Consider the following 19,072-nt stretch of genomic DNA (forward strand, 5'->3'; position numbering starts at 1 on the left):
TCACAGGATCACGCTCCACTGGACGAGCGGATAGGCGCCGCGCCAGCCGCGTCGACTGCCCAGCGGCACCGCATGCGACAGGTCGAGCCGCAGCAGCTCGCCGCCGCGCCGAGCGTGCCAGTCCGCCAGCAGCGCCTCCGACTCCAGCGTCACCGCATTGGCGACGAGGCGCGTGCCGGCGGGCAGCATCGCGGAGAGACCGTCGAGCAGCGCCTTCGACAGGCCACCGCCGATGAACACCGCATCGGGTGCCGCCCGGCCCTGGAGGATGGCGGGCGCTTCACCCTCGACAAGCGCGAGGCGATCGACGCCGAGGCGCGCTGCATTGGCGCGGGCGCGGGCGGCGCGGGCGGCATCCCGCTCGAACGCGATGGCGTGGGTGGAGGGGTGGGACAGCAGCCATTCGATCGCGATCGACCCCGATCCCGCGCCGATGTCCCACAATGTCTCGCCTGCACGGGGCGCCAGCGTCGACAGGGTGACGGCGCGGGCGACGCGGCGGGTGAGCTGACCGTCATGATCGAACCAGCTGTCCGCGATGCCGCTGACGCAGGGCATTGCCGCGCCATCGCCGGCGACGCGGATGGCGAGCGCGACCGGGTGCGCAATGTCGTGGAAGGCGAGGTCCGCCGCCTCCGCGTGGCGAATGCGCTCATGCGCGCCGCCCAGCGCTTCCAGCACTGTGACCGACGATGCGCCGAAGCCCTGTTCGGCCAGATAGCGTCCGGTCTTCAAAGCGGCGTCGCCATCGCGGACCAGCACCAACAGGCGCGCGCCGGTCGACAGGTGCGGCCGCAGCCGGGTCAGCGGTGCGGCATGCAGGCCGAGGCAGGTCGTATGCTCCAGCCGCCAGCCGAGGCGCGCGGCCGCGATCGCAAAGGTGGACGGGGCGGGATCGGCGATCCACTCGCCGGGCGAAAGATGACGAGCCAGCGTGCCGCCTGCGCCGAACCAGAAGGGATCGCCCGACGCGAGCATCACGACCCGCCGTCCGCGATGGGCGAGCAACGCGGGAACGCCGTCGGCGAACGGCACGGGCCAGGGCTCAACCGGGCAGGCCAGCGGCGGCAGGAGCGCGAGATGGCGGGGCGCCCCGAACACACGCTCGGCCGACTCCAGGGCAGCGCGGCTTGCGGCGGACAGGCCCGCCGGTCCATCCTCCCCGATCCCGACGATCGTCAGCCAGGTTTCCCGCTCATCCATGACCAACCTCCTCATCCTGGGCGGCACGACCGAGGCGAGCGCCCTGGCCGCCGAATGCGCGGCCGGCGGGATCGCGGCGACGCTGAGTTATGCCGGGCGCACCGCCGCGCCCGCGCGCCAGCCGGTTGCGGTGCGGGTCGGCGGGTTCGGCGGGGTCGCGGGACTGGCGGCGTATATGCGCGACCAGCGGGTGACGCATGTGGTCGACGCTACCCATCCCTTCGCCGCGCGGATCAGCGCCAATGCCGTGGCGGCGGCCGAGGCAATCGGCGTGCCGCTGATCGCGCTCGGCCGCCCTGCCTGGGCTGCGCGTGAGGGTGACCGGTGGACGCGGGTTGCCGATATCGCCGGCGCTGTGGCGGCGCTCGGCGGCCCGGCGCGGCGCGTCATGCTGGCGCTGGGGCGAATGCATGTGGAGGCGTTCGCGGCACAACCGCAGCACCATTATCTGCTGCGTTTCGTGGATCGGCCGCCGATCCCGCCGGCGCTGCCGCACCACGCGCTGGTGGTGGATCGCGGGCCGTTCACCCTTGTCGGGGATGGTCGGCTGATGAAGGCGAACGGCATTGATCTCGTGGTCGCCAAGAACGCCGGCGGGTCCGGCGCGGTGGCGAAGATCGACGCGGCGCGTGCGCTCGGCCTGCCGGTGCTGATGATCGACCGCCCGGCGATCCCCGAACGTCCGGAGGTGCATGACGTCGCGGCGGTGCTGCGCTGGCTGCATCATGACGCGTGGCGGGGCGTGTAGAGCAGGGGGCGGCCCGGCCGCTCGACGATGCGGGTGCGGCTGGACCCGACGATCACCACCGTGCGCATGTCCGCCATCTCGCCCCGCGCCGCCGACAGGCCGACGATGCGCAGATCCTCATCCGACGTGGTGACGGCGCGGGCGAACAGGACGGGCCGGTCGTCCCGGCAGACCCGGCGCAGCGTGGCGAAAGCCGTGTCCAGGCTGTCCGGTCGGGCACGCGAGCGCGGATTGTAGAAGGCGATGGCGAAATCCGCCTCCGCCGCCAGCGCGATGCGGCGCTCCACCACCGGCCACGGCTTCAGGTTGTCCGACAGGTTGATGGCGCAGAAGTCATGGCCGAGCGGCGCTCCGGCGCGGGCGCTGGCCGCCAGCATCGCGGTGATGCCGGGCAGGACGCGGATGTCGAGCGTGCGCCACGCGTGCGGTCCCGCCTCCAGCGCCTCGAACAGCGCGGCCGCCATCGCGAACACGCCGGGGTCGCCGGATGACACGACGACGACGCGCGCGCCGGCGGCGGCCAGGCGAAGCGCATGCGCCGCGCGCTCCAGTTCCACCCGGTTATCGGACGCGTGCAGCGTCAGTCCCGGGCGCGGCGCGACCCGTGCGACATAGGGGATGTAGCCGACGACATCCGTCGCCTGCGCCAATGTCGCGCTGACCTCCGGCGTGATCAGCGCCGCGTCGCCCGGACCCAGGCCGGCAACCGCGATCCAGCCCGGCGCGCTCATGGCCGCCGCGCTCATGGCCGCCCCGCTCATGGCCGACGCCCCTCGCCATGGATCAGCAGGATCGCGAAATAGGGTGCGGTGTCGCCCGCGTCCGCCAGCCGCACCACGCGCTGTTCGGGCATCGCCGCATATTCGACCAGCCAGGCGGCGCTCGTCCGCCCCGCCGCCGCGACGGCGCGGCGCAGCTTGGCGAGATGTCGCCCGATCTTCATGACCACCAGCGCGTCGGTGTCGCGGATGCGCCGGACCAGCTCCTCCTCGGGCAGGGTGGCGGTGGCGATCGTCAGCACATCGTCGCCCCAGGTGATCGGCCGGTCGGTGGCGGTCCAGGCGCCCGACATGCCGGTGACGCCCGGTACGATGCGGACGGGCGCGCGGCCCGCGAGCCGGGCATGCAGGTGCATGAACGAGCCGTAGAAGAACGGGTCCCCCTCGCACAGCACCGCCACATCCTCGCCCCCCGCCGTCACGGCGGCAAGGCGGGCGGTGCAGTCGGCGTAGAAGGCGGACAGGCACGCATTGTAGCGGGGATCGCTGACCGCGATCTCCGTGGTGACCGGATAGTCCATCGCATGTTCGACCACGTCGGCTCGCAACATGCCGTCGACCATGCGGCGCGCCCGGCCAATGCGACCCGCCTTGCGGAAATAGGCGACATGGCGCGCGCCGCGCACCAGCCGGTCCGCGCGCACGCTCATCAGGTCCGGGTCGCCCGGACCCAGGCCGATGCCGTGGATGGTGCCGCTGGTCATTCGGCGCGGCTCGCCAGCGCGTTGACCGCCGCGACGGTGATCGCGCTGCCGCCCAGCCGCCCCTGAACGATGGCGCAGGGCACGGGCTGCGCGGCCCAGAGAGCGTCCTTCGACTCCACCGCACCGACGAAGCCGACCGGACAGCCGATGATCGCCGCCGGCCGCGGACAATCGGGCTGCTCCAGCATGTCGAGCAGGTGGAACAGCGCGGTCGGCGCGTTGCCGATCGCGACCACCGCGCCGCCCAGACGCGGACGCCAGAGTTCCAGCGCGGCGGCCGATCGGGTGTTGTTCATCGTGGCGGCCAGTGCGGGAACAGCCGGATCGTGCAACGTGCAGATCACTGGGTTGCCGGCGGACAGGCGCGCGCGCGTGATCCCCTCGCTGACCATCCGCGCGTCGCACAGGATCGGCGCGCCTGCCGCCAGCGCGGCGCGCGCGGCCGCGGCGAAGCCGGGCGAGAAGCGGATGGATCGGGCCAGATCGACCAGGCCGGCGGCGTGGATCATACGCACCGCGACCGGCTCCTCCTCCGTCGAGAAGCAGGTCAGGTCGGCCTCCGAACGGATGATCGCGAACGAGCGGCGATAGATCGTCGCGCCATCGGTTTCGTAGCTATGCGGCATCGGGATGACTTTCGAGAAAGGCGATCAGGTCGTCGGCGGACAAGCCCGAGCGGGCGGGCGCGTCGTCCGCGCGTGCGTTCAGCGCCACGTCGAAGCGTCCAACCCGGCCGGTCACGACGACATCGGCGGGGGCGGCGCGCGCGCACCCCTTGGCACAGCCCGACACGTGCAACCGGCCGGCGACATGGGGGGCCAGGCGGGTCGCCAGCGTGCGTGTCTCGACCGTCGCCTGCGGGCAGGCGGGTGCGCCGACACAGGCGTCCACCGACAGGTCGACCGGGCCGACATGGGGCAGCTTGGCCGACGTAGCGCCTTCGACCAGCACGATGCGCCAGGGCGTCAGGCGCAGGCCGGTGACGCCGGGCAGCGCGGCGAGCTTATCCAGCGTGTCCGCATCGATCCGCCCGAACGGCAGGCCGATCGCGACGCCGAGCGGGTGGTCGCCCTGCGCCATCGCTACGCCGCCGCTGGCCGGGGACAGAGTGTCGCTCGCCCAGTCGGGAAGCGGCGCGGCATGGCGCGCCATGCGCCCCGCGCGCGCGCCGCCGCTCTGGTGGAACCAGTGCGCCAACGCGATCAGGGCGGCGGCTTCGTCTCCGTCCGCCACGGCGGCGCCGGTCGGGCGGCCATCGGGACGGATCATCAACGCACCGGTCGCGGCGCGCTCGATCCGGAAATCGGCTGGGCTGGCGCCCAGAACGGGTAGGGCGCCCGCATCGACCGCGAAGCCGATCTTGCCGGGAAGCGGCGGCAGTGCGTCGATCTGTTCAAGCAGGGCCGATGCGATGCGGTGCGTATCGTCGCCGGCGCGCCAGTCGGGGGCGACCAGCATCGCACGCCCCTCCCTCACCGGGTCGTGGTCCACCAGTCCGGCGGCGATCAGCGGGTCCAGCGCTGACGTCCAATCCCGCTCCCGCAGGCCGCGCAGTTGCAGCGCGGCGCGGTTCGTGACGTCGATCAGGCCGCTGCCATGCGCGCGCGCGACATCCGCCACGACATGCATCTGTTCGCGCGACACCCGACCAAGGCGTGGTCGCACGCGCAGGATCAGGCCGTCGCCCGCCGCCATCGGGCGCCATGCGGTGGGGCACCAGCCGCGCACGAGGGGCGCCGCGCTCATGCCAGCGCCGCCAGGATCGCGTTGCGCCGCGTCGGCCACAGTCCGGACCGGTGGAGCGCGGAGAAACGTGCCTCCATCGCCGCGAGCGCCGCCGGGTTGGCTGCGGCGAGAAAGGCGCGAACCTCGTCCCGGCCCAGCGTTGCGTCATGGTACAGGTCGATCAGCTCGGGCGTGACCACCCGCGCCAGATGCGCAAAGGACCCCAGATGGTCGAGGGTCGCCGCGATCTCCGCCGCGCCGCGATAGCCGTGGCGCATCATGCCGGCGATCCAGTCGGGATTGGCGGCGCGGGCGCGGACGATGCGGGCGATCTCCTCGCGCAGGCTGCGTGTACGGGGGCGTTCCGGATCGCGTGCGTCCAGGTGATACAGCGCGGCGTTGCCGCCGGTGACGCCCTGCGCCGCGGCGAAACCGGCCTGGTGAGCGGCATAGTCGGCGGCCAGCAACAGGTCGCTTTCGGGCAGGTCCTGCAAGTGGACAAAGGCGTCGGCCGCCGCGACCCGCGCGCGGAGTCCCGTGGGGTCGGCCCGCTCCTCCCCGTCATCGAACGCGAAGCTGGAGGCGGCGAGCCACGCGGCACCCGCCGCCGCGCGGGCCTGATCGGTGTAGGTGTCGGCCGTATCGCCCAGGCCAACGCCGTAATGGCCGGGCGCCGGGCCGTACACGCGCGCGGTCGCCGCCTGGCCGGCAAAGGGGTTCCACTCCGGCGCCTCGTCACGGGCCGCGAGCGCGCGCACCGCCTGGCCGAACAGCGCGCACAGGGGCGCGAACGTGTCGCGGAACAGGCCGGAGATCCTGAGCGTCACGTCGATGCGCGGACGATCGAGCAGTGCGAGCGGCAGGATGTCGACGCCGGTCACCCGGTCCGACCCATGGTACCATATCGGCGCGGCACCGAGCAGGTGCAGCGCCATCGCGAACTCCTCCCCCGCCGTCCGCATCGTGGCGGATCCCCACAGGTCGATCACTAGATTGCGCGGGTAATCGCCATGATCCTGCAGGTGACGGCGGACCAGGTCGTCGGCGAGGCGCTGCCCCTGCAGATGCGCGGAGCGGGAGGGGACTGCGCGCGGATCGACCGCGTACAGGTTGCGTCCCGTCGGCAGCACGTCGTGCCGGCCGCGATACGGCGATCCGGCGGGACCCGGCGCGACTCGCCTGCCATCCAGCGCGGCGAGCAGGCCGGCACGCTCCGCCCCGCCGCAATCGCCCCGGCCATAGACGTGGAGCCCGTCGCCGAAGCGGCTGTCCTTTACGTCGCACACGAACGCGTCGATCCGCGCGATCGCCTCGGCCGGCGTCGCCGCACCGGCGAGGTCGAGTTCGGCGGCCAGCCCGATCGCCTGCGCCTCGTCCGCGATGTCCGCGCGCAGTCTGTCGCGCCGGGCGGGGTCGAGGCCGACCGCGTTCGAGAATTCGTCCAGAAGCGCCTCCAGCCGGCCGAGTCCGGCACCGCTGCCCGCCACGATCATCGGCGGGGGCAGGTGGCCCAGCGTGATGGCGGCGGTGCGGCGCTTCGCCTGTGCAGCCTCCCCCGGATCGTTGACGATGAAGGGGTAGAGGATCGGCAGCGGTCCAGACAGCGCCTCCGGCCAGCAGGTGTCCGACAGGGCCACCGACTTGCCCGGCAACCATTCCAGCGTGCCATGCGCGCCGATCTGGATCGCCGCATCGGTGCGCCGCGCGCGCAGCCACAGGTAAAAGGCGACGTAGCCGTGGCGAGGCACGCGCGACAGGTCGTGATAATCGTCGGCGCGTAGTGCGGGGTCGCCACGTTCCGGCTGGAGGGTGACCAGCGTGTTCCCCCGGACCGTCGCGGCGAAGCGGAAGGCGCCGTCCGCGACGAGCGGATCGTCGGCAGGATCGCCCCAGGCGGCGGCCAGATCGTCGCGCAGCGCCTTGGGCAGGGTCGCCAGCGCCGCGCGGTACTCGGCAAGCGGCCAGACCAGCCGGTCGCGCGCCAGCTCGTCCGGCAGCGACCCGCCGGTGGTCGCAGCATGACCGGCGCCGGCCAGGTCGGCCAGCATCGCCTCCGCCGAAGCAAAGGCGTCCAGCCCGACGGCATGCGCCATCTGATACCCCTTGCCCGGATAGGTCGAGAGGATGAGCGCCACGTGACGATCGGCCGGCGGCGTGCGGCCGAGCGCCACCGTCGCCGCCACGCGGTCGGCGATGGCGGCAATGCGCGCGGGGTCGGCACGGTGGGCGCGGCGGGCATATTGGAGGGCCGGGTCGACCACCGCATCCTGCTTGAAACTGGCGACGCCGGCGAACAGGCGGCCATCCACCTCGGGCAACACGACATGCATCGCGAGGTCGGCGGGGGGCAGGCCGCGCACGCTGTCCTGCCACGCCGCGCGCGTCGCGGTGGCCAGCGCAACCTGAAACACCGGCACGTCCGCGGCGTCGAGCGGGGAGCCGTCCTCGGCATCGCCGCGGGCGGAGAAGGCGGTGGCGTTGATGATCGCGGCCGGTGCCATCCACTCGACCCAGCGGCGGAGCCAGCGGCGCGCCTCGCCATCCTTCAGCGAGGGAACGAACAGAGGCACCGCGTCGAACCCGCGCGCGCTCATCGCGTCGGCAAGGGCCGCTATCGGATCGAGATCGGCGGCGAGCAGATAGGACCGGTAAAAGGTGATAAGGACGCGCGGCCGGTCAGTGGTGTGGAGGGCGAGCGCGGCCGGACAGGACACACCGTTCGTCGTCGCCGACCAGGCACCGACGGCGGGGATCGCCTGCACGCCCCGAACCGGCCCGGCATACAGCCCGGCGGCCAGCGAAAGTTGCGCCAGCGCCGCCCGTGCCGCCACCGCGCCGCCCGTGTCGCAAAGCGTGGCCAGCCGGTCGAGCGTCGAACGCGGCACCGTCGACGCCTGCGCCAGCACGGCGTCCTCCCGCCCATCGGCGGCGAGGACCGCGAGCGCGATCCCCCCTCGCCGTGCAAGCGCCTCCACCTGTTGCAGGCCGTAGTTCCAGTAGGAGCGTCCACCGATCAGGCGGATCAGGATGCCCTTTGCACCCTGAAGCGTACGGTCGAGATAGGTGTCGACCGACAGCGGATGCGCCAGGTCGGCCAGGTTGGCGAGACGCAGCGACGGCAGGCTTTCCCCCGCGGCGGCGGCGTTGTGCCAGCCGGCCGCGAACGCACCCAGGTCGCTGTCCGAAAAGGACAGCACCACCAGGTCCGCCGGATCCTGTCCGAGGTCGCGCGGGGTCGTGACCTCTTCCAGCCCATGGCTTTCGCGAGAGACGACGTGCATGCGCCGGCCCTCAATCGTGCAGTGCGCGTCCGATCGTCTCCGGGTCGATACGGTCGTGTTCGGCGATAACGACCAGCCGCGTCGCGCGCGTCTCGCCGGCGCGCCAGGGGCGATCATACTGCGTCCGGACGCGCGCGCCGACCGCCTGCACCAGCAGGCGCATGGGCTTGCCGCGTACCGCCGCATAGCCCTTCACGCGCAGGATGTCGTGGTCGCGCGCCAGCCCCTCGATCCGCGCGATCAGCGTCGCCGGGTCGTCGATCTCCCCCGCGTCATGCACCAGGCTGTCGAAATCGTCATGCTCGTGCTCGTCCTCGCCATCATGGTGCGAGGGGCGGGCGGCGAGGTCGTCCTCCGCCGCGGCATCTAGCCCCAGGATCACCGCAGGATCGATGACGCCCTCGATCAGCTCGACCACCGGCACCGGCCGTGGCGCCTCGGCGGCGATCACGGCGCGGGCGGCGGCCACACCCTCGGCACCGGCCAGGTCCGCCTTGGTCAGCAGCACCATGTCGGCGCAGGCGAGCTGGTCCTCGAACACCTCCGACAAAGGCGTCTCGTGATCGATGCCGGGGTCGGCGGCACGTTGCGCCTCCAGCGCGACGGGATCGGGGGCGAAGCGTCCGGCGGCGACCGCCTCCGCATCGGCAAGCGCGATCACGCCGTCGACCGTGACCCGCGACCGGATCGCCGGCCAGTCGAACGCCTTCAGCAGCGGTTTCGGCAGCGCCAGGCCCGACGTCTCGATCAGGATGTGATCCGGCCGCGGATCTAGCGCGAGCAGGTGTTCCACCGTGGGGATGAAGTCGTCGGCGACCGTGCAGCAGATGCATCCGTTCGCCAGTTCGACGACATTCTCCGCCGGGCAATCGGGGATCGCGCACCCCTTCAATATGTCGCCATCGACGCCCAGCGTGCCGAACTCGTTGACCACCACGGCCAGCCGTCGCCCGCGGGCGTTGCGGATCAGGTGGCTGATAAGCGTGGTCTTGCCGGCGCCGAGAAAGCCGGTGACGATGGTGACGGGGGTCTTGGCCAGATTGGGTGCGTGATCGGGCACGGTTGTTCCTTCGCGCGGCGCCGCGACGATCGAGGCGACGGGACCGCACGAACATCGGCGCGCGCACGACGGGCGGGCGCCTCGCATGTCGCCCGCGCACCCGCACCGATGCGGCCCTGCCGCATGGCTATCGTCGCTCAGACGGAACACCGTGCCCCGGCCATCCCCTGGACCCGAGCAAGAGCGACCATGACGCCGGCAGGTTTCCTGGCTCGCGGGTCGACGCTCCGGTCACAGCCTTCCCGGTTCGGTAGATCCGTTCCAGTGGCCGCCCGCCCGGATGGGGTGGGCACGTGTCCGTCACTCGCCGCTTACAGTTGCAGGGACAGCCGCGGCATTGGGGCGAACCCCGCACCGCATTCCCATTTACGCCTTTTTGCGAAAGGCACCGACGCGATCATGACGCCGGTCCACCGGCGCCGTCACGATGTCTAGCCACAGCCGCCGGCTTTGCCAATGGGGTGGCCAGTGAGAGGGGCGCCGCGAGCCTGGCCGCCCATTCACGCACGGCCGCGATCGCTAGAAACTGCGCCTCAGGCCTAGCGTGATCGTCCGCGGGCGTGTCACGTAGAGCTGGTGGAGGCCAAAGCCGCTGGAGGTGACGCGGCCGGTTGCCAGCGCGTCGAACAGGTTGTCGGCGCCCGCGCGCACGGTCCACGCGCCCCGCGATGCCGAGATGTACAGGTCGGCCACCACCCGCGCCGGGTTGTGCTCGCGATAGGCGCTTTCCCGGTTGAAGGTGGACTCGCTTCCACCATTGCCGGTCAATCCGCCGCCCATTGTCCAGCTGGTGCCGGCGGCCTTCTCCGCGATCTCCCAGTCCCAGATCACGGCATAGGTGATGACGGGGATGTTGGGCAAACGGTCGCCCCTGTATCCCACGCCGTCATTGGTGCCGAGCAGCGTGTCGGCGGACAGGCGCGCGTCGACGATCGCCGCGGATGCGGCCACGCTCCAACGGCGGGCGGTCCAGGTCGCCTGCATCTCGCCGCCATGGATGCGGACGCTCGACAGGTTGGTGTTGTAGGTGAAGGCGCCGTTCGCGCTGTTGGCGGCAAAGATCGTGTCGTTCCATCCGATCCGGTACACGGACGCCTCCAGGCCGAGCGGGGCGAGCAGTCGCGGCGCCTTCACCCCGCCCTCCACGCTCCACAGGCGATCGGCGCGATAGGTGCGTTCTTGATCGTTCAGCTCGGGCGTGATGTTGACGCCGCCGGGACGGAAACCTTGCGCGGCGGTGGCATAGACCAGGATGCCCGGTCGCGGGGTCCAGGCCAGTTCCGCCTTCAGGTTCGCGCCGTCCTCCGACGAGCGGAAATCGCCCGTTTCCGTCCGGGCCGTGCCGGTGATGATGTTGGGAATGGGCGTCGAACCCTCGGCATGGCGGACATAGCGGTAAAGGCGGCCGCCCAGTGTCGCGACAACCGTTCGGCCCAGCGCCTGGCGCCCCTCCGCGAAAACCGCCTGCTGGTCGAGCGTCGTTGCGATCAGGCGCAGCCCGGTGAGGTCGAGCGGCTGGACGACCAGCCCGCTTGCGGCGTCCGCGCGTACGGTGTTGCTGGCCACGGCGTCCGTGCGATGCTCGAAGAACGTGCCGACTGTCCAGCCGGAGGGGCCATCGCCCGCGTTGCCGACGCGCAGTTCGCCGCTGCTACTTTCCACCGACATCGGCTGGTACAGCGCGGCGGGCAGGCGCGCGTCGACATAGGCGACGAAGGCAGACCGGATGGTGTCGTCGCATGCCGTGCCGCCGATCGTTGCGGCATAGCGTAGGCAGGCGGCCGTGCTGCCGCGCTGGCGGTCGATGACGCGGGTGAAATCGAGCTGTTTGACGATGTCCCAGTCATAGTGGGACGCGGTGGCGACGACGCGCAGGCCGTCCGGGTTCCAGTGCAGTGTCGCTGATGCCAGCGACAGCCCCTCGCGGCTGGGCACGCGAACCGTGCGGTCGGCCGACAGGCGTGCCGCGTCCAGGTCGGCGGTACCCGCATCGCCGACGCTGTTGCGCTGTTGCAGCCACATCGCGTCCAGCCGCAGATCGGGGGAGGGTGTCCAGGCGACCGATACGCGCTCGCTTTCCCGCCGGCGGTCGTCGGTGTTCCTGAGGCCCAGCCGGACATTGTCGATCGTGCCCCCCTCGTACCGGCGACCAACCGCGACCCGTAGCGCGAGCGTGTTTGTCGCCAGCGGCAGGTTGAGCACCCCGCTCGCGGCCCAGCCGGGTTGTCCGTGCGCGGTGACCGCGCCCTCCGCCGCCACCTCTCCCGCCAGCCTTGACGGATCGGCGCGGTTGAAGAGCGTGCGCAGCGTGCCGCCCATCGATCCCGCGCCGTAGAGCGTGCCCTGCGGCCCCTTCAACAGCTCGATCCGTTCGACATCGATCAGGTCGACATCCGGCGCCGTCGCACCCGCGTCGAAGCCGGTGCCCGATGGTCCCGCCACCGGCGTCTCGCCATAATAGGTACCGACCGTCCCCTCGCCGGTGCCGCTGACGCCGCGCAGTGCGAGCCGGCGCTGAAGCGGGCCGGTGGGGACCTGGACCAGATCGGGCAATTGGCGGTGCAGCGTCCGGCTGTCGAAGATGCGCCGTTGCGGCAGGGCCGTACCGGGCACCGCGCTGATCGCCATCGCCGTGCGGCCCAGACGGGTCGGGCGATGCAGCGCGGTGACGACGATGTCGCTGTTGAGGACGGCGGGTTGAGGCGCGGCGGGTGCCATCTCCACGATCAGGACGCCGGGTGCCGCCTCGCGCAGGCGCAGGCCGGTGCCTTGCAGCGCGTGCGCCATCGCCTGCCTGGCGGACACGTCGCGCGGCAGCTGCCCGGCCAAACGTCTGCCGGACAGCAGGCGCGGATCGAAGAGGATCTGGTACCCGCCCTGCGCCGCCAGACGGGAAAGAACGACATCCAGTGCGCGACCGGCGCCCTTTTGCGCAGGCATCGCCTGGGCGGCGGCGGCCAGCGGACACGACACGGCGGCCAGCCACAGCGCCGCGATCGCCCATTTGCGGTGCATTCCGCCCCAAGCAGCCTCGGCCGCGCCCACCCGTTCCCCTTTTCCAGTCACCCGATTGTGCCGCGAAGAACACAGTCGCACAATAGATTGCTGCACGTGCGAAGACGGGCGCCCGGATGGTTGACGCGGTGCTGCCAGCATGGTCGATTGCGCGTGACAGAATAATGACGGGAGAGGCGGGGGCCGTCCTTTTTTGTCGGGGGATTACGCAGACTTGCCGATCGCGAAGTTGCACCAGAATCACGGGGGTAGGCCCGTCGACGCGGTGACGCCGCTGCTGCCCGCCGTGCGCCGCTTCGTGTCCAAGCGTGCCGCGCCTGCGGAGATCGACGATCTGGTGCAGGAGGTTGCGTTGCGCATGCAGACGCGCAGCGGTGACCTGCCGATCGGCAATCTGGAGGGGTACGTCTTTCAGGTCGCGCGCAGCGTACTGACCGACCATGCCCGGCGCGACCAGGTGCGCGCGCGGTCCAGCCATGTCTCGCTGGAAGAATTTCACCACCCGGTTGAGGTCCGCTCGCCCGAGCGCGTCTTGGACAGCAAGGAGCGATTGCAGCGGCTCGTCGCGGCGGTTGGCACTCTGCCGGATCGGACCCGGCAGGCGTTCGTGCTTCACCGGTTCGAGGAGATGAGCTACGCGGCGGTTGCCCGGCACATGGGGATTTCGGTCAGCGCCGTCGAAAAGCATATCATGAAGGCCATTCGCACCCTGGCGGCGACCGTCGATTGACGACGCATCTGCCAAACGATCCCGCCGCCGCGGCGGCGCGCTGGTACGCGCGCCTGCGCAGCGATGCGCCGACGGACGGCGATGCGGAGGCGTTCGACACCTGGATCGACGCAAACCCGGCGCATCGCGTGGCGTGGGAGCGGTTGGAGCAGGTCGATGCCACCTTGCCCTCCCTTGCCTCGGACCCGGCAATTGCCGCCCTGCGCGCCGATGCCCTGCGCCCGACCCCGGCACGCTTCCCGTCCTGGCGCATCGCCGGCGCCGCCGCGGCGATGGCCGCATCGGTCGCGATGGTGACCATTGTCGCGCTGAAACCGCATGGAGGCGCCGAACGCGCGGAGCAGGTGGCGGCCGCGCCTGTGGTGACGCGGTACCAGACGGGGCTGGGCGAGATGCGCACCGTCCGGCTGGCCGATGGAACCGCCATGACGATGGACGCACGTTCCGTAGTCCGGGCGGCGGCACCGGGCGTGACGCGGCAGGTGGCGGTGGACGCAGGGCGGGCGATGTTCGCGGTCGCGAAGGACAGGGCGCATCCCTTCATCGTCTCGGTCGGCGAGACGCGCGTCATGGCGCTCGGTACCCATTTCTCGGTGGAGCGGCGCGGGGACGGTGCCGTGGTCGCGTTGACCGAGGGGTCGGTGCGGGTCAGGACGCCCGTGGCGACGCGGACGCTGGTGCCGGGTCAGGTGCTGACGGCCCGTGCGACGACAGTTCGGGTCGATGACGGCGCTGCGGACGAGAGCGGCTGGGTCGAGGGGCGGCTGGTGTTCACGGCAGTGCCGCTGGGCGATGTGGCGGCGACGCTGAACCGCTATGCGCAACGCCAGGTGGTGATCCGCGATGCCGGTCTGGCGGCTCGTCCGTATAGCGGTGTGCTGCGTGCGAAGGGTGGGGCGGACGCCCTGGTCGCGGTGCTGACGACCACCGGTGCCGCGCGGGTCACGAGCCGGGATGGCGCTTCGGTGACGCTGGAGCCACGGTAAGCAGGCGTTCGCGTCGGAGGGTGCCTTTCTCCGACCTTTTACGGGATCAAGTGAAAAAGGTCCGGCGGCACCGGCCGCCGGACAGGGGTCCGTAAATCAGGAACTCGTCAGTCCGCGGCACCGTCGCGGTAATCGAGCGGCGGCTGGCGGTCCCCAAGCATCGCCTGATATTTGAAGTTCGCCCCGCGCTTGGCGGCGAATTCCTGTTTTGCCGCCTGGATCGTCGCGGGGCTGCGGAACAGGTCCGCGGCGGTCAGCGCCAGCGTCTTGGACGCGAGGACCGCACCCTTGACGCCGATGCTGGAACCCGCCGCCGCCACATTCTGCCAGCTGTGCCCCGCCGAACCGGGAACAAAGGTGGCCGTGGACAGGCCGACGGTGGGCGTGGTCCAGCTGACATCGGCGACGTCGGTCGATCCGCCCAGTGCATCGTCGGCGATCCGGGCGGGCACGATCGTCCCGACGCTGTCGATCGGGGGCGGGCTGGTCATGCTTTCCTGCAGCTTGCGGGCAAAGGCGGTTTCCTCGGGCGTCCAGCTGATCGTGCCCGCGGTGTGGAGGCTGCGGTCCATCACCCCCATCAGCGCCTCGTTGGGCAGCAGCGAATACACGCCGCCGGTGATCTCCCAATCCACCTTTGTCTGCGTGCCCATCGCCGCGCCCTGTGCCGCCTCCGTCACCCATTTCCAGGTGTCCTTGACGATCTGCGGATCGGTGTGGCGCACATAGTAATAGACCTCGGCCTCGTCCGGCACGACGTTGGGCGCCTTGCCGCCCTTGGTGATGACGTAATGGATGCGCGTGCGATCGGGGATGTGTTCGCGCATCAGGTTGGTCATCGCGTCCATCGCCTCCACGCCGTCCAGCGCGGAGCGGCCCTTGTCCGGCGCACCGGCCGCATGCGCGGATTTGCCGTGGAAGCGGAACTTGCCGGAGATGTTCGCCATCGATGGCCCCTGCACCGCCGAATTGGCGTTGCCGGGGTGCCAGTGCAGCACGGTGTCGACATCGTTGAACAGCCCGGCGCGAACCATGTAGACCTTGCCGGAGCCGCCCTCCTCGGCGGGGGTGCCGTAGACGCGGATCTCCCCTCCGACCTTGTTCTTCACCATCCATTCCTTGACCGCGATCGCGGCATAGGTGCTGGCGGTGCCGAACAGGTTGTGGCCGCAGCCGTGGCCCGCCGCCGCCGTGCCGGGCGCGCGCACGGGCTCGGCCCGCTGCGACAGGCCGGGCAGCGCGTCATATTCCGCCAGCACGCCGATGACGGGGCCTGCCCCGCTCCTGAAGCTGGCGACGAAGGCGGTGGGTTCGCCCGCCACGCCGGCGCGCACGGTGAACCCGGCGGCCTTCAGCTTGGACTGGAGCAAGGCGGAACTCTGCGTCTCCTTGTATCCGACCTCCGCATATTTCCAGATGGCGAGCGCGGTGTCGCCGATCGCCTGTTCGTTGGCGTTCACGTTGGCGAGCACCTGCCGGCTGTCGGCCTCCGCCAGCTGTTGGGCCACCGCCGGGGTGGCGACCGTCGCCATCGCGGTGGCGAGAAGGGTGAGGGTCTTCATGTGTGTGCCTCCCTGGATCAGAAATTCTTGCCTGGATCAGAACTTCTTGGTCGCGCCGATAAAGAAATAGCGCCCGATCACATCGTAGTTCTGGGCATCGTAATTGCCCTCGGTGTCGCCGACCTGCGGCGGTTTCCGGTTGAACAGATTGGTCGCGCCCAGCCGGAACTGCGTGCTGTCGTCGACGTCGAAGCGCGCGTTCAGGTCGAACGCGTGATACGCGTCGACACCGCGCGTCGTGCTGGCGGGCGACACCACCTTTGCCGAGTTGATCATCTTGTCGGTGAAGCGCCAGCGCAGGCCCAGGCTGGCCTGGCCCAACGTATAGGTCAGCGAGGTGATCGACTTCCACCGCGGATGCGCGATGCCGGCGGTGCTTTCGACGCCGATGCCGATCGAGTTGGCATAGTCATAGGTCGGCGCGCCTGCGATCGACTGGACCTCGAACTTGTCAAGGTAGCTGACGGCCGAGTTGAACGCGATCGACCCCGCATTGCCGCCCAGTCCCAGCGAGTCCAACCCGAAGCGCCAGTCGAACTGGAAGTCGATGCCCTGGACGTTGTACGTGCCGAGGTTCAGCAAAGGCTGTTGCGGATTGACCGGCACACCCGACGCGGCGTTGCGCGTGATGAGCGAGCAGTAATAGTTCTTCGGGTCGAAGGACGGGTTGTTGTCCCCCGAATTGTAGCAGAACTGGAACGCCTGCCCGACCGACAGCGGACCGACCGCGTCCTTGATCTTGATCTTGTAGAAGTCGACCGACAGCGACAGGTTGCGGAACATGCCCGAGAACGGCGACTGGATCACCGCGCCCGCCGAATAGGTGTCCGCCGTTTCTTCCTTCAGGTCCGGATTGCCACCGGTCAGCGCGAACACCTGTGCGGTGCCGAGCTGATAGCTGTCGATGATGGAGGCCGGCACGCCCTGCGCCAGGCACAGCGCGCGCACCTGGCCGGCGTTCGACCCGCGGCGATAGGAGGACCGGACGTCGCACGGATCGCCGTTGGTCGTGGTCGGTGTCGCGGTGCCGATCGCGACGGAGCCCGTCGACACCGGCGCGTACAGTTCCCCGACGCTGGGTGCGCGGATCGCCCGGTTGTACCCGCCGCGCAGGCGCAGCGCCTCGAACACCTTCCACGTCGCGTCCGCCTTGTACGCGCTGACCCCGCCGACCGAGCTGTAGCTGGAATAGCGATAGCCGAGGTCGAGATCGAGTTGCTGGATCAGCGGCACGTCGCTGAGCAACGGAACCAGCAATTCCGCATACACCTCCTTGGTGTTGACCGATCCGGACGCGGGACGCAGCACGCTGTACCCCAGGACGTCGCTGGTACCGTCGGGCTGCGCCAGCGCGGCGTCGGGCAGGAAGTCGTAGGAATTGTACCGGTAATCGGCGCCGGCCGCGAAGCGCACCTCTCCGGCGGGCAGGGTGAACAGGCCGCCCTGGAGGTTGCCCTCCACCGTGCGCTGTTTCAGCGCGTTGGTGTTCAGCGTGCGGCGCGACATATAGTCGATGCACGCCTGTGACGGGGTGACGTTGCCGAACGGGTTGAAGCCGCCCGCGCACAGCTCGGTGCCTCCGGTGCCCGAATTGAGCAGGCGGCTGATCGCGCTCGCACTGGCGCCGCCGGTCTGTTCGTTCTGGAACTTCGCCTGGCTGGTGGAGCCATAGATGTCCCAGGTCCAGTCCCTGATCCCCAGCTTCCCAGACAGGCCCGCCGTCACCTGCCACACGTCATAGTCGTAGCCCTGGTAGCGGGGCCCGAGGATGCTCAGCGCCTTGTAGAAGGTGAAGGGCGCGTTGGGGTTCTGGCGAGACGCCAGGATTGAGCGGAAGCCTGGGGTGATGAACGGGTTGGTCACCGGCACGCTGAGGCCGTACACGTTGGAGGCGAGCGTGGGGTTGGTGATGCCAAGCGACGAATAGGTGGTGTATGTCGTCTGGACGAACGCCTTCACATTGTCGCTCACGTCGTAATCGACCTTGCCGAAGATCGACCACCGGTTGAGATCGGCCTGCAACGACCCGCCATTGTAGCCGAAGTTGATCTGCTGCGAATTGGTGCCCGAATTGACGATATAGGCTTCGTCGGTCTGCGGGTCGCGGAAGTTGTACACCGGTACGCCCGACGTGGAAAACAGCGTCTGGTCGGTGTTGAACCCGATCTGGCCGGTGTAGCGCCCCGCCGCATTGCCGGTCAGCGCCGGGACACCGTATCCGGAGAACACCGCGTTCACCGCCGCCAACGTCGGCGTGTTCGCGCCGAATATCGTGTTGCCCTGCGGAATGGTGGACAGGCCGGGCGTCGACTGGCGGAAGGTGTAGTAATCGCGCTTCGCCTGGATCGCGCGATCGCGCTTGGTGTAGTCGATCGACAGGACCGCGCTGCCGCGATCGTCGGCGAACTTGGAGCCGACCGTGCCGGTAAGGCGATAGGTGTTGCCGTCGCCATAGTCGCTGACGCCGGTCTGCCCGGACAGCTCCAGCCCCTTGAAATTGCGCTTCAGCCGGAAATTGACGACGCCCGCGGTGGCATCCGATCCGTAGGTGGTGGAGGCGCCGCCGGTGATGACCTCGATATTCTCGATCAGCGCCTCCGGGATGATGTTCAGGTCGACCGAACCGTCGGGGTTCGACGGCTGGATGCGCCGGCCGTCGAGCAGCAGCAGCGTACGCTTCGATCCCAACCCGCGCAGCGAGGCATAGGCCTGGCCGCCGTTCAGGCCGGTCGAGGTGGAACCGGCATTGGCCTGTCCGAACGCGCCGGAGAATTGCGGCAGCTGGTTCAGCGTGCTCTCCACGGTCACGCGGCCCGTATTCTCGATTGCCGCCTGCCCGACGGACACGATCGGTGAGTTGGACACATAGTCGCGACGCGCGATGCGCGAACCGGTGACGACGACCTCATCCGAGGGCGGCGGGGGCTCGGCCGGGTTCTGCGCCTCCGCCATGGCCTCGGCGGCGGCGACCGGGGGATTTTCGTCGGTGGGAACGGAGACCTGTGCCTCGGCCTGGGCGGCAATAAGGGCCAGGCTCGCCGTGCCGGACGAAAGAAGCGAGCGGCGCAAGCGGCGCGAAGTGAGGCGCTGTTTCATGGTCGGTTCCCTTTGAAACGCCGCCTCGTATCGGGCGGCTGTCACAACGGGAGACGCGAAGCCCGCGCAGCCCCTCACTGTCGGCGCAAAATAATTTTAGGGATGTAGGAACAATCGTAACGAATTGACGTAGGAGTAACACGCAAACGTTGTTTGTTGCGTGAGGGGCGAGCGCGTTTGTGC

The 19,072-nt window shown here is 70.0% G+C and carries 13 protein-coding genes and 1 riboswitch; of the genes, 3 read left to right on the forward strand and 10 right to left on the reverse strand.

Going from position 1 to position 19,072, the window contains the following annotated elements; genetic code table 11:
• Positions 1-1,203 (reverse strand): precorrin-6y C5,15-methyltransferase (decarboxylating) subunit CbiE, encoded by a 1,203-nt coding sequence (cbiE, locus tag BMX37_RS08470; RefSeq protein WP_093665285.1) that lies wholly within the window; start codon positions 1,201-1,203, stop codon positions 1-3.
• Between cbiE and BMX37_RS08475 the strand changes: the two genes are divergently transcribed.
• Positions 1,202-1,951, forward strand: coding sequence for a cobalt-precorrin-6A reductase (locus tag BMX37_RS08475; RefSeq protein ID WP_093665286.1), 750 nt, complete (start codon positions 1,202-1,204; stop codon positions 1,949-1,951). The two genes, cbiE and BMX37_RS08475, sit on opposite strands and share 2 nt — an antisense overlap.
• On the opposite strand, the gene cobJ is transcribed toward BMX37_RS08475, so the two are convergent.
• The 7 genes from cobJ to BMX37_RS08510 all read right to left on the reverse strand — a co-directional run bounded on the left by cobJ (position 1,927) and on the right by BMX37_RS08510 (position 12,545).
• Positions 1,927-2,712, reverse strand: a complete 786-nt coding sequence (cobJ, locus tag BMX37_RS08480; RefSeq protein WP_425288446.1) for a precorrin-3B C(17)-methyltransferase — start codon at positions 2,710-2,712, stop codon at positions 1,927-1,929. The two genes, BMX37_RS08475 and cobJ, sit on opposite strands and share 25 nt — an antisense overlap.
• Positions 2,709-3,434, reverse strand: coding sequence for a precorrin-2 C(20)-methyltransferase (gene cobI, locus BMX37_RS08485; RefSeq protein WP_093665287.1), 726 nt, complete (start codon positions 3,432-3,434; stop codon positions 2,709-2,711). The genes cobJ and cobI overlap by 4 nt, the downstream gene beginning before the upstream one ends.
• Positions 3,431-4,060 (reverse strand): precorrin-8X methylmutase, encoded by a 630-nt coding sequence (locus tag BMX37_RS08490; protein WP_093665288.1) that lies wholly within the window; start codon positions 4,058-4,060, stop codon positions 3,431-3,433. Before BMX37_RS08490 ends, cobI begins: the two co-directional genes overlap by 4 nt.
• Positions 4,050-5,180, reverse strand: a complete 1,131-nt coding sequence (locus tag BMX37_RS08495; protein ID WP_244501462.1) for a cobalamin biosynthesis protein CobG — start codon at positions 5,178-5,180, stop codon at positions 4,050-4,052. The genes BMX37_RS08490 and BMX37_RS08495 overlap by 11 nt, the downstream gene beginning before the upstream one ends.
• Positions 5,177-8,440, reverse strand: coding sequence for a cobaltochelatase subunit CobN (cobN, locus tag BMX37_RS08500; RefSeq protein ID WP_093665289.1), 3,264 nt, complete (start codon positions 8,438-8,440; stop codon positions 5,177-5,179). The genes BMX37_RS08495 and cobN overlap by 4 nt, the downstream gene beginning before the upstream one ends.
• A 10-nt stretch (positions 8,441-8,450) precedes the next feature.
• The gene (gene cobW, locus BMX37_RS08505; protein WP_093665290.1) at positions 8,451-9,500 is read right to left on the reverse strand and encodes a cobalamin biosynthesis protein CobW; all 1,050 of its coding nucleotides are present in this window, start codon (positions 9,498-9,500) and stop codon (positions 8,451-8,453) included.
• Between the two features lie 180 nt (positions 9,501-9,680).
• A riboswitch (cobalamin riboswitch) is annotated at positions 9,681-9,908 on the reverse strand.
• A gap of 111 nt (positions 9,909-10,019) precedes the next feature.
• Positions 10,020-12,545, reverse strand: a complete 2,526-nt coding sequence (locus BMX37_RS08510) for a TonB-dependent receptor (RefSeq protein ID WP_170841898.1) — start codon at positions 12,543-12,545, stop codon at positions 10,020-10,022.
• Positions 12,546-12,729: 184 nt separating this feature from the next.
• Here BMX37_RS08510 and BMX37_RS08515 point away from each other — a divergent pair, with 184 nt between their 5' ends.
• Positions 12,730-13,245 (forward strand): RNA polymerase sigma factor, encoded by a 516-nt coding sequence (locus tag BMX37_RS08515; RefSeq protein WP_244501463.1) that lies wholly within the window; start codon positions 12,730-12,732, stop codon positions 13,243-13,245.
• The gene (locus BMX37_RS08520) at positions 13,242-14,231 is read left to right on the forward strand and encodes a FecR family protein (RefSeq protein WP_093665292.1); all 990 of its coding nucleotides are present in this window, start codon (positions 13,242-13,244) and stop codon (positions 14,229-14,231) included. The genes BMX37_RS08515 and BMX37_RS08520 overlap by 4 nt, the downstream gene beginning before the upstream one ends.
• A gap of 107 nt (positions 14,232-14,338) precedes the next feature.
• On the opposite strand, the gene BMX37_RS08525 is transcribed toward BMX37_RS08520, so the two are convergent.
• Complete coding sequence (locus tag BMX37_RS08525; RefSeq protein ID WP_093665293.1) at positions 14,339-15,793, reverse strand: amidohydrolase; 1,455 nt, start codon at positions 15,791-15,793, stop codon at positions 14,339-14,341.
• 36 nt (positions 15,794-15,829) lie between these two features.
• Positions 15,830-18,889 carry a TonB-dependent receptor domain-containing protein gene (locus BMX37_RS08530; RefSeq protein ID WP_093665294.1) on the reverse strand — a complete coding sequence of 1,020 codons (3,060 nt, stop codon included), beginning with the start codon at positions 18,887-18,889 and terminating at the stop codon, positions 15,830-15,832.
• Between the last annotated feature and the right edge of the window lie 183 nt (positions 18,890-19,072).

The organism is Sphingomonas gellani, assembly GCF_900110035.1.
GTDB classification, from domain to species: domain Bacteria; phylum Pseudomonadota; class Alphaproteobacteria; order Sphingomonadales; family Sphingomonadaceae; genus Sphingomonas; species Sphingomonas gellani.

What these genes read in the sequence shown, in the direction of transcription:
- cobJ (WP_425288446.1), bottom strand. Translation starts at nt 2,712, where the DNA reads ATGAGCGGGGCGGCCATGAGCGCGGCGGCCATGAGCGCGCCGGGCTGG.
- BMX37_RS08475 (WP_093665286.1), top strand. Translation starts at nt 1,202, where the DNA reads ATGACCAACCTCCTCATCCTGGGCGGCACGACCGAGGCGAGCGCCCTG.
- BMX37_RS08495 (WP_244501462.1), bottom strand. Translation starts at nt 5,180, where the DNA reads ATGAGCGCGGCGCCCCTCGTGCGCGGCTGGTGCCCCACCGCATGGCGC.
- cobN (WP_093665289.1), bottom strand. Translation starts at nt 8,440, where the DNA reads ATGCACGTCGTCTCTCGCGAAAGCCATGGGCTGGAAGAGGTCACGACC.
- BMX37_RS08525 (WP_093665293.1), bottom strand. Translation starts at nt 15,793, where the DNA reads ATGAAGACCCTCACCCTTCTCGCCACCGCGATGGCGACGGTCGCCACC.
- BMX37_RS08490 (WP_093665288.1), bottom strand. Translation starts at nt 4,060, where the DNA reads ATGCCGCATAGCTACGAAACCGATGGCGCGACGATCTATCGCCGCTCG.
- cobI (WP_093665287.1), bottom strand. Translation starts at nt 3,434, where the DNA reads ATGACCAGCGGCACCATCCACGGCATCGGCCTGGGTCCGGGCGACCCG.
- cbiE (WP_093665285.1), bottom strand. Translation starts at nt 1,203, where the DNA reads ATGGATGAGCGGGAAACCTGGCTGACGATCGTCGGGATCGGGGAGGAT.
- BMX37_RS08530 (WP_093665294.1), bottom strand. Translation starts at nt 18,889, where the DNA reads ATGAAACAGCGCCTCACTTCGCGCCGCTTGCGCCGCTCGCTTCTTTCG.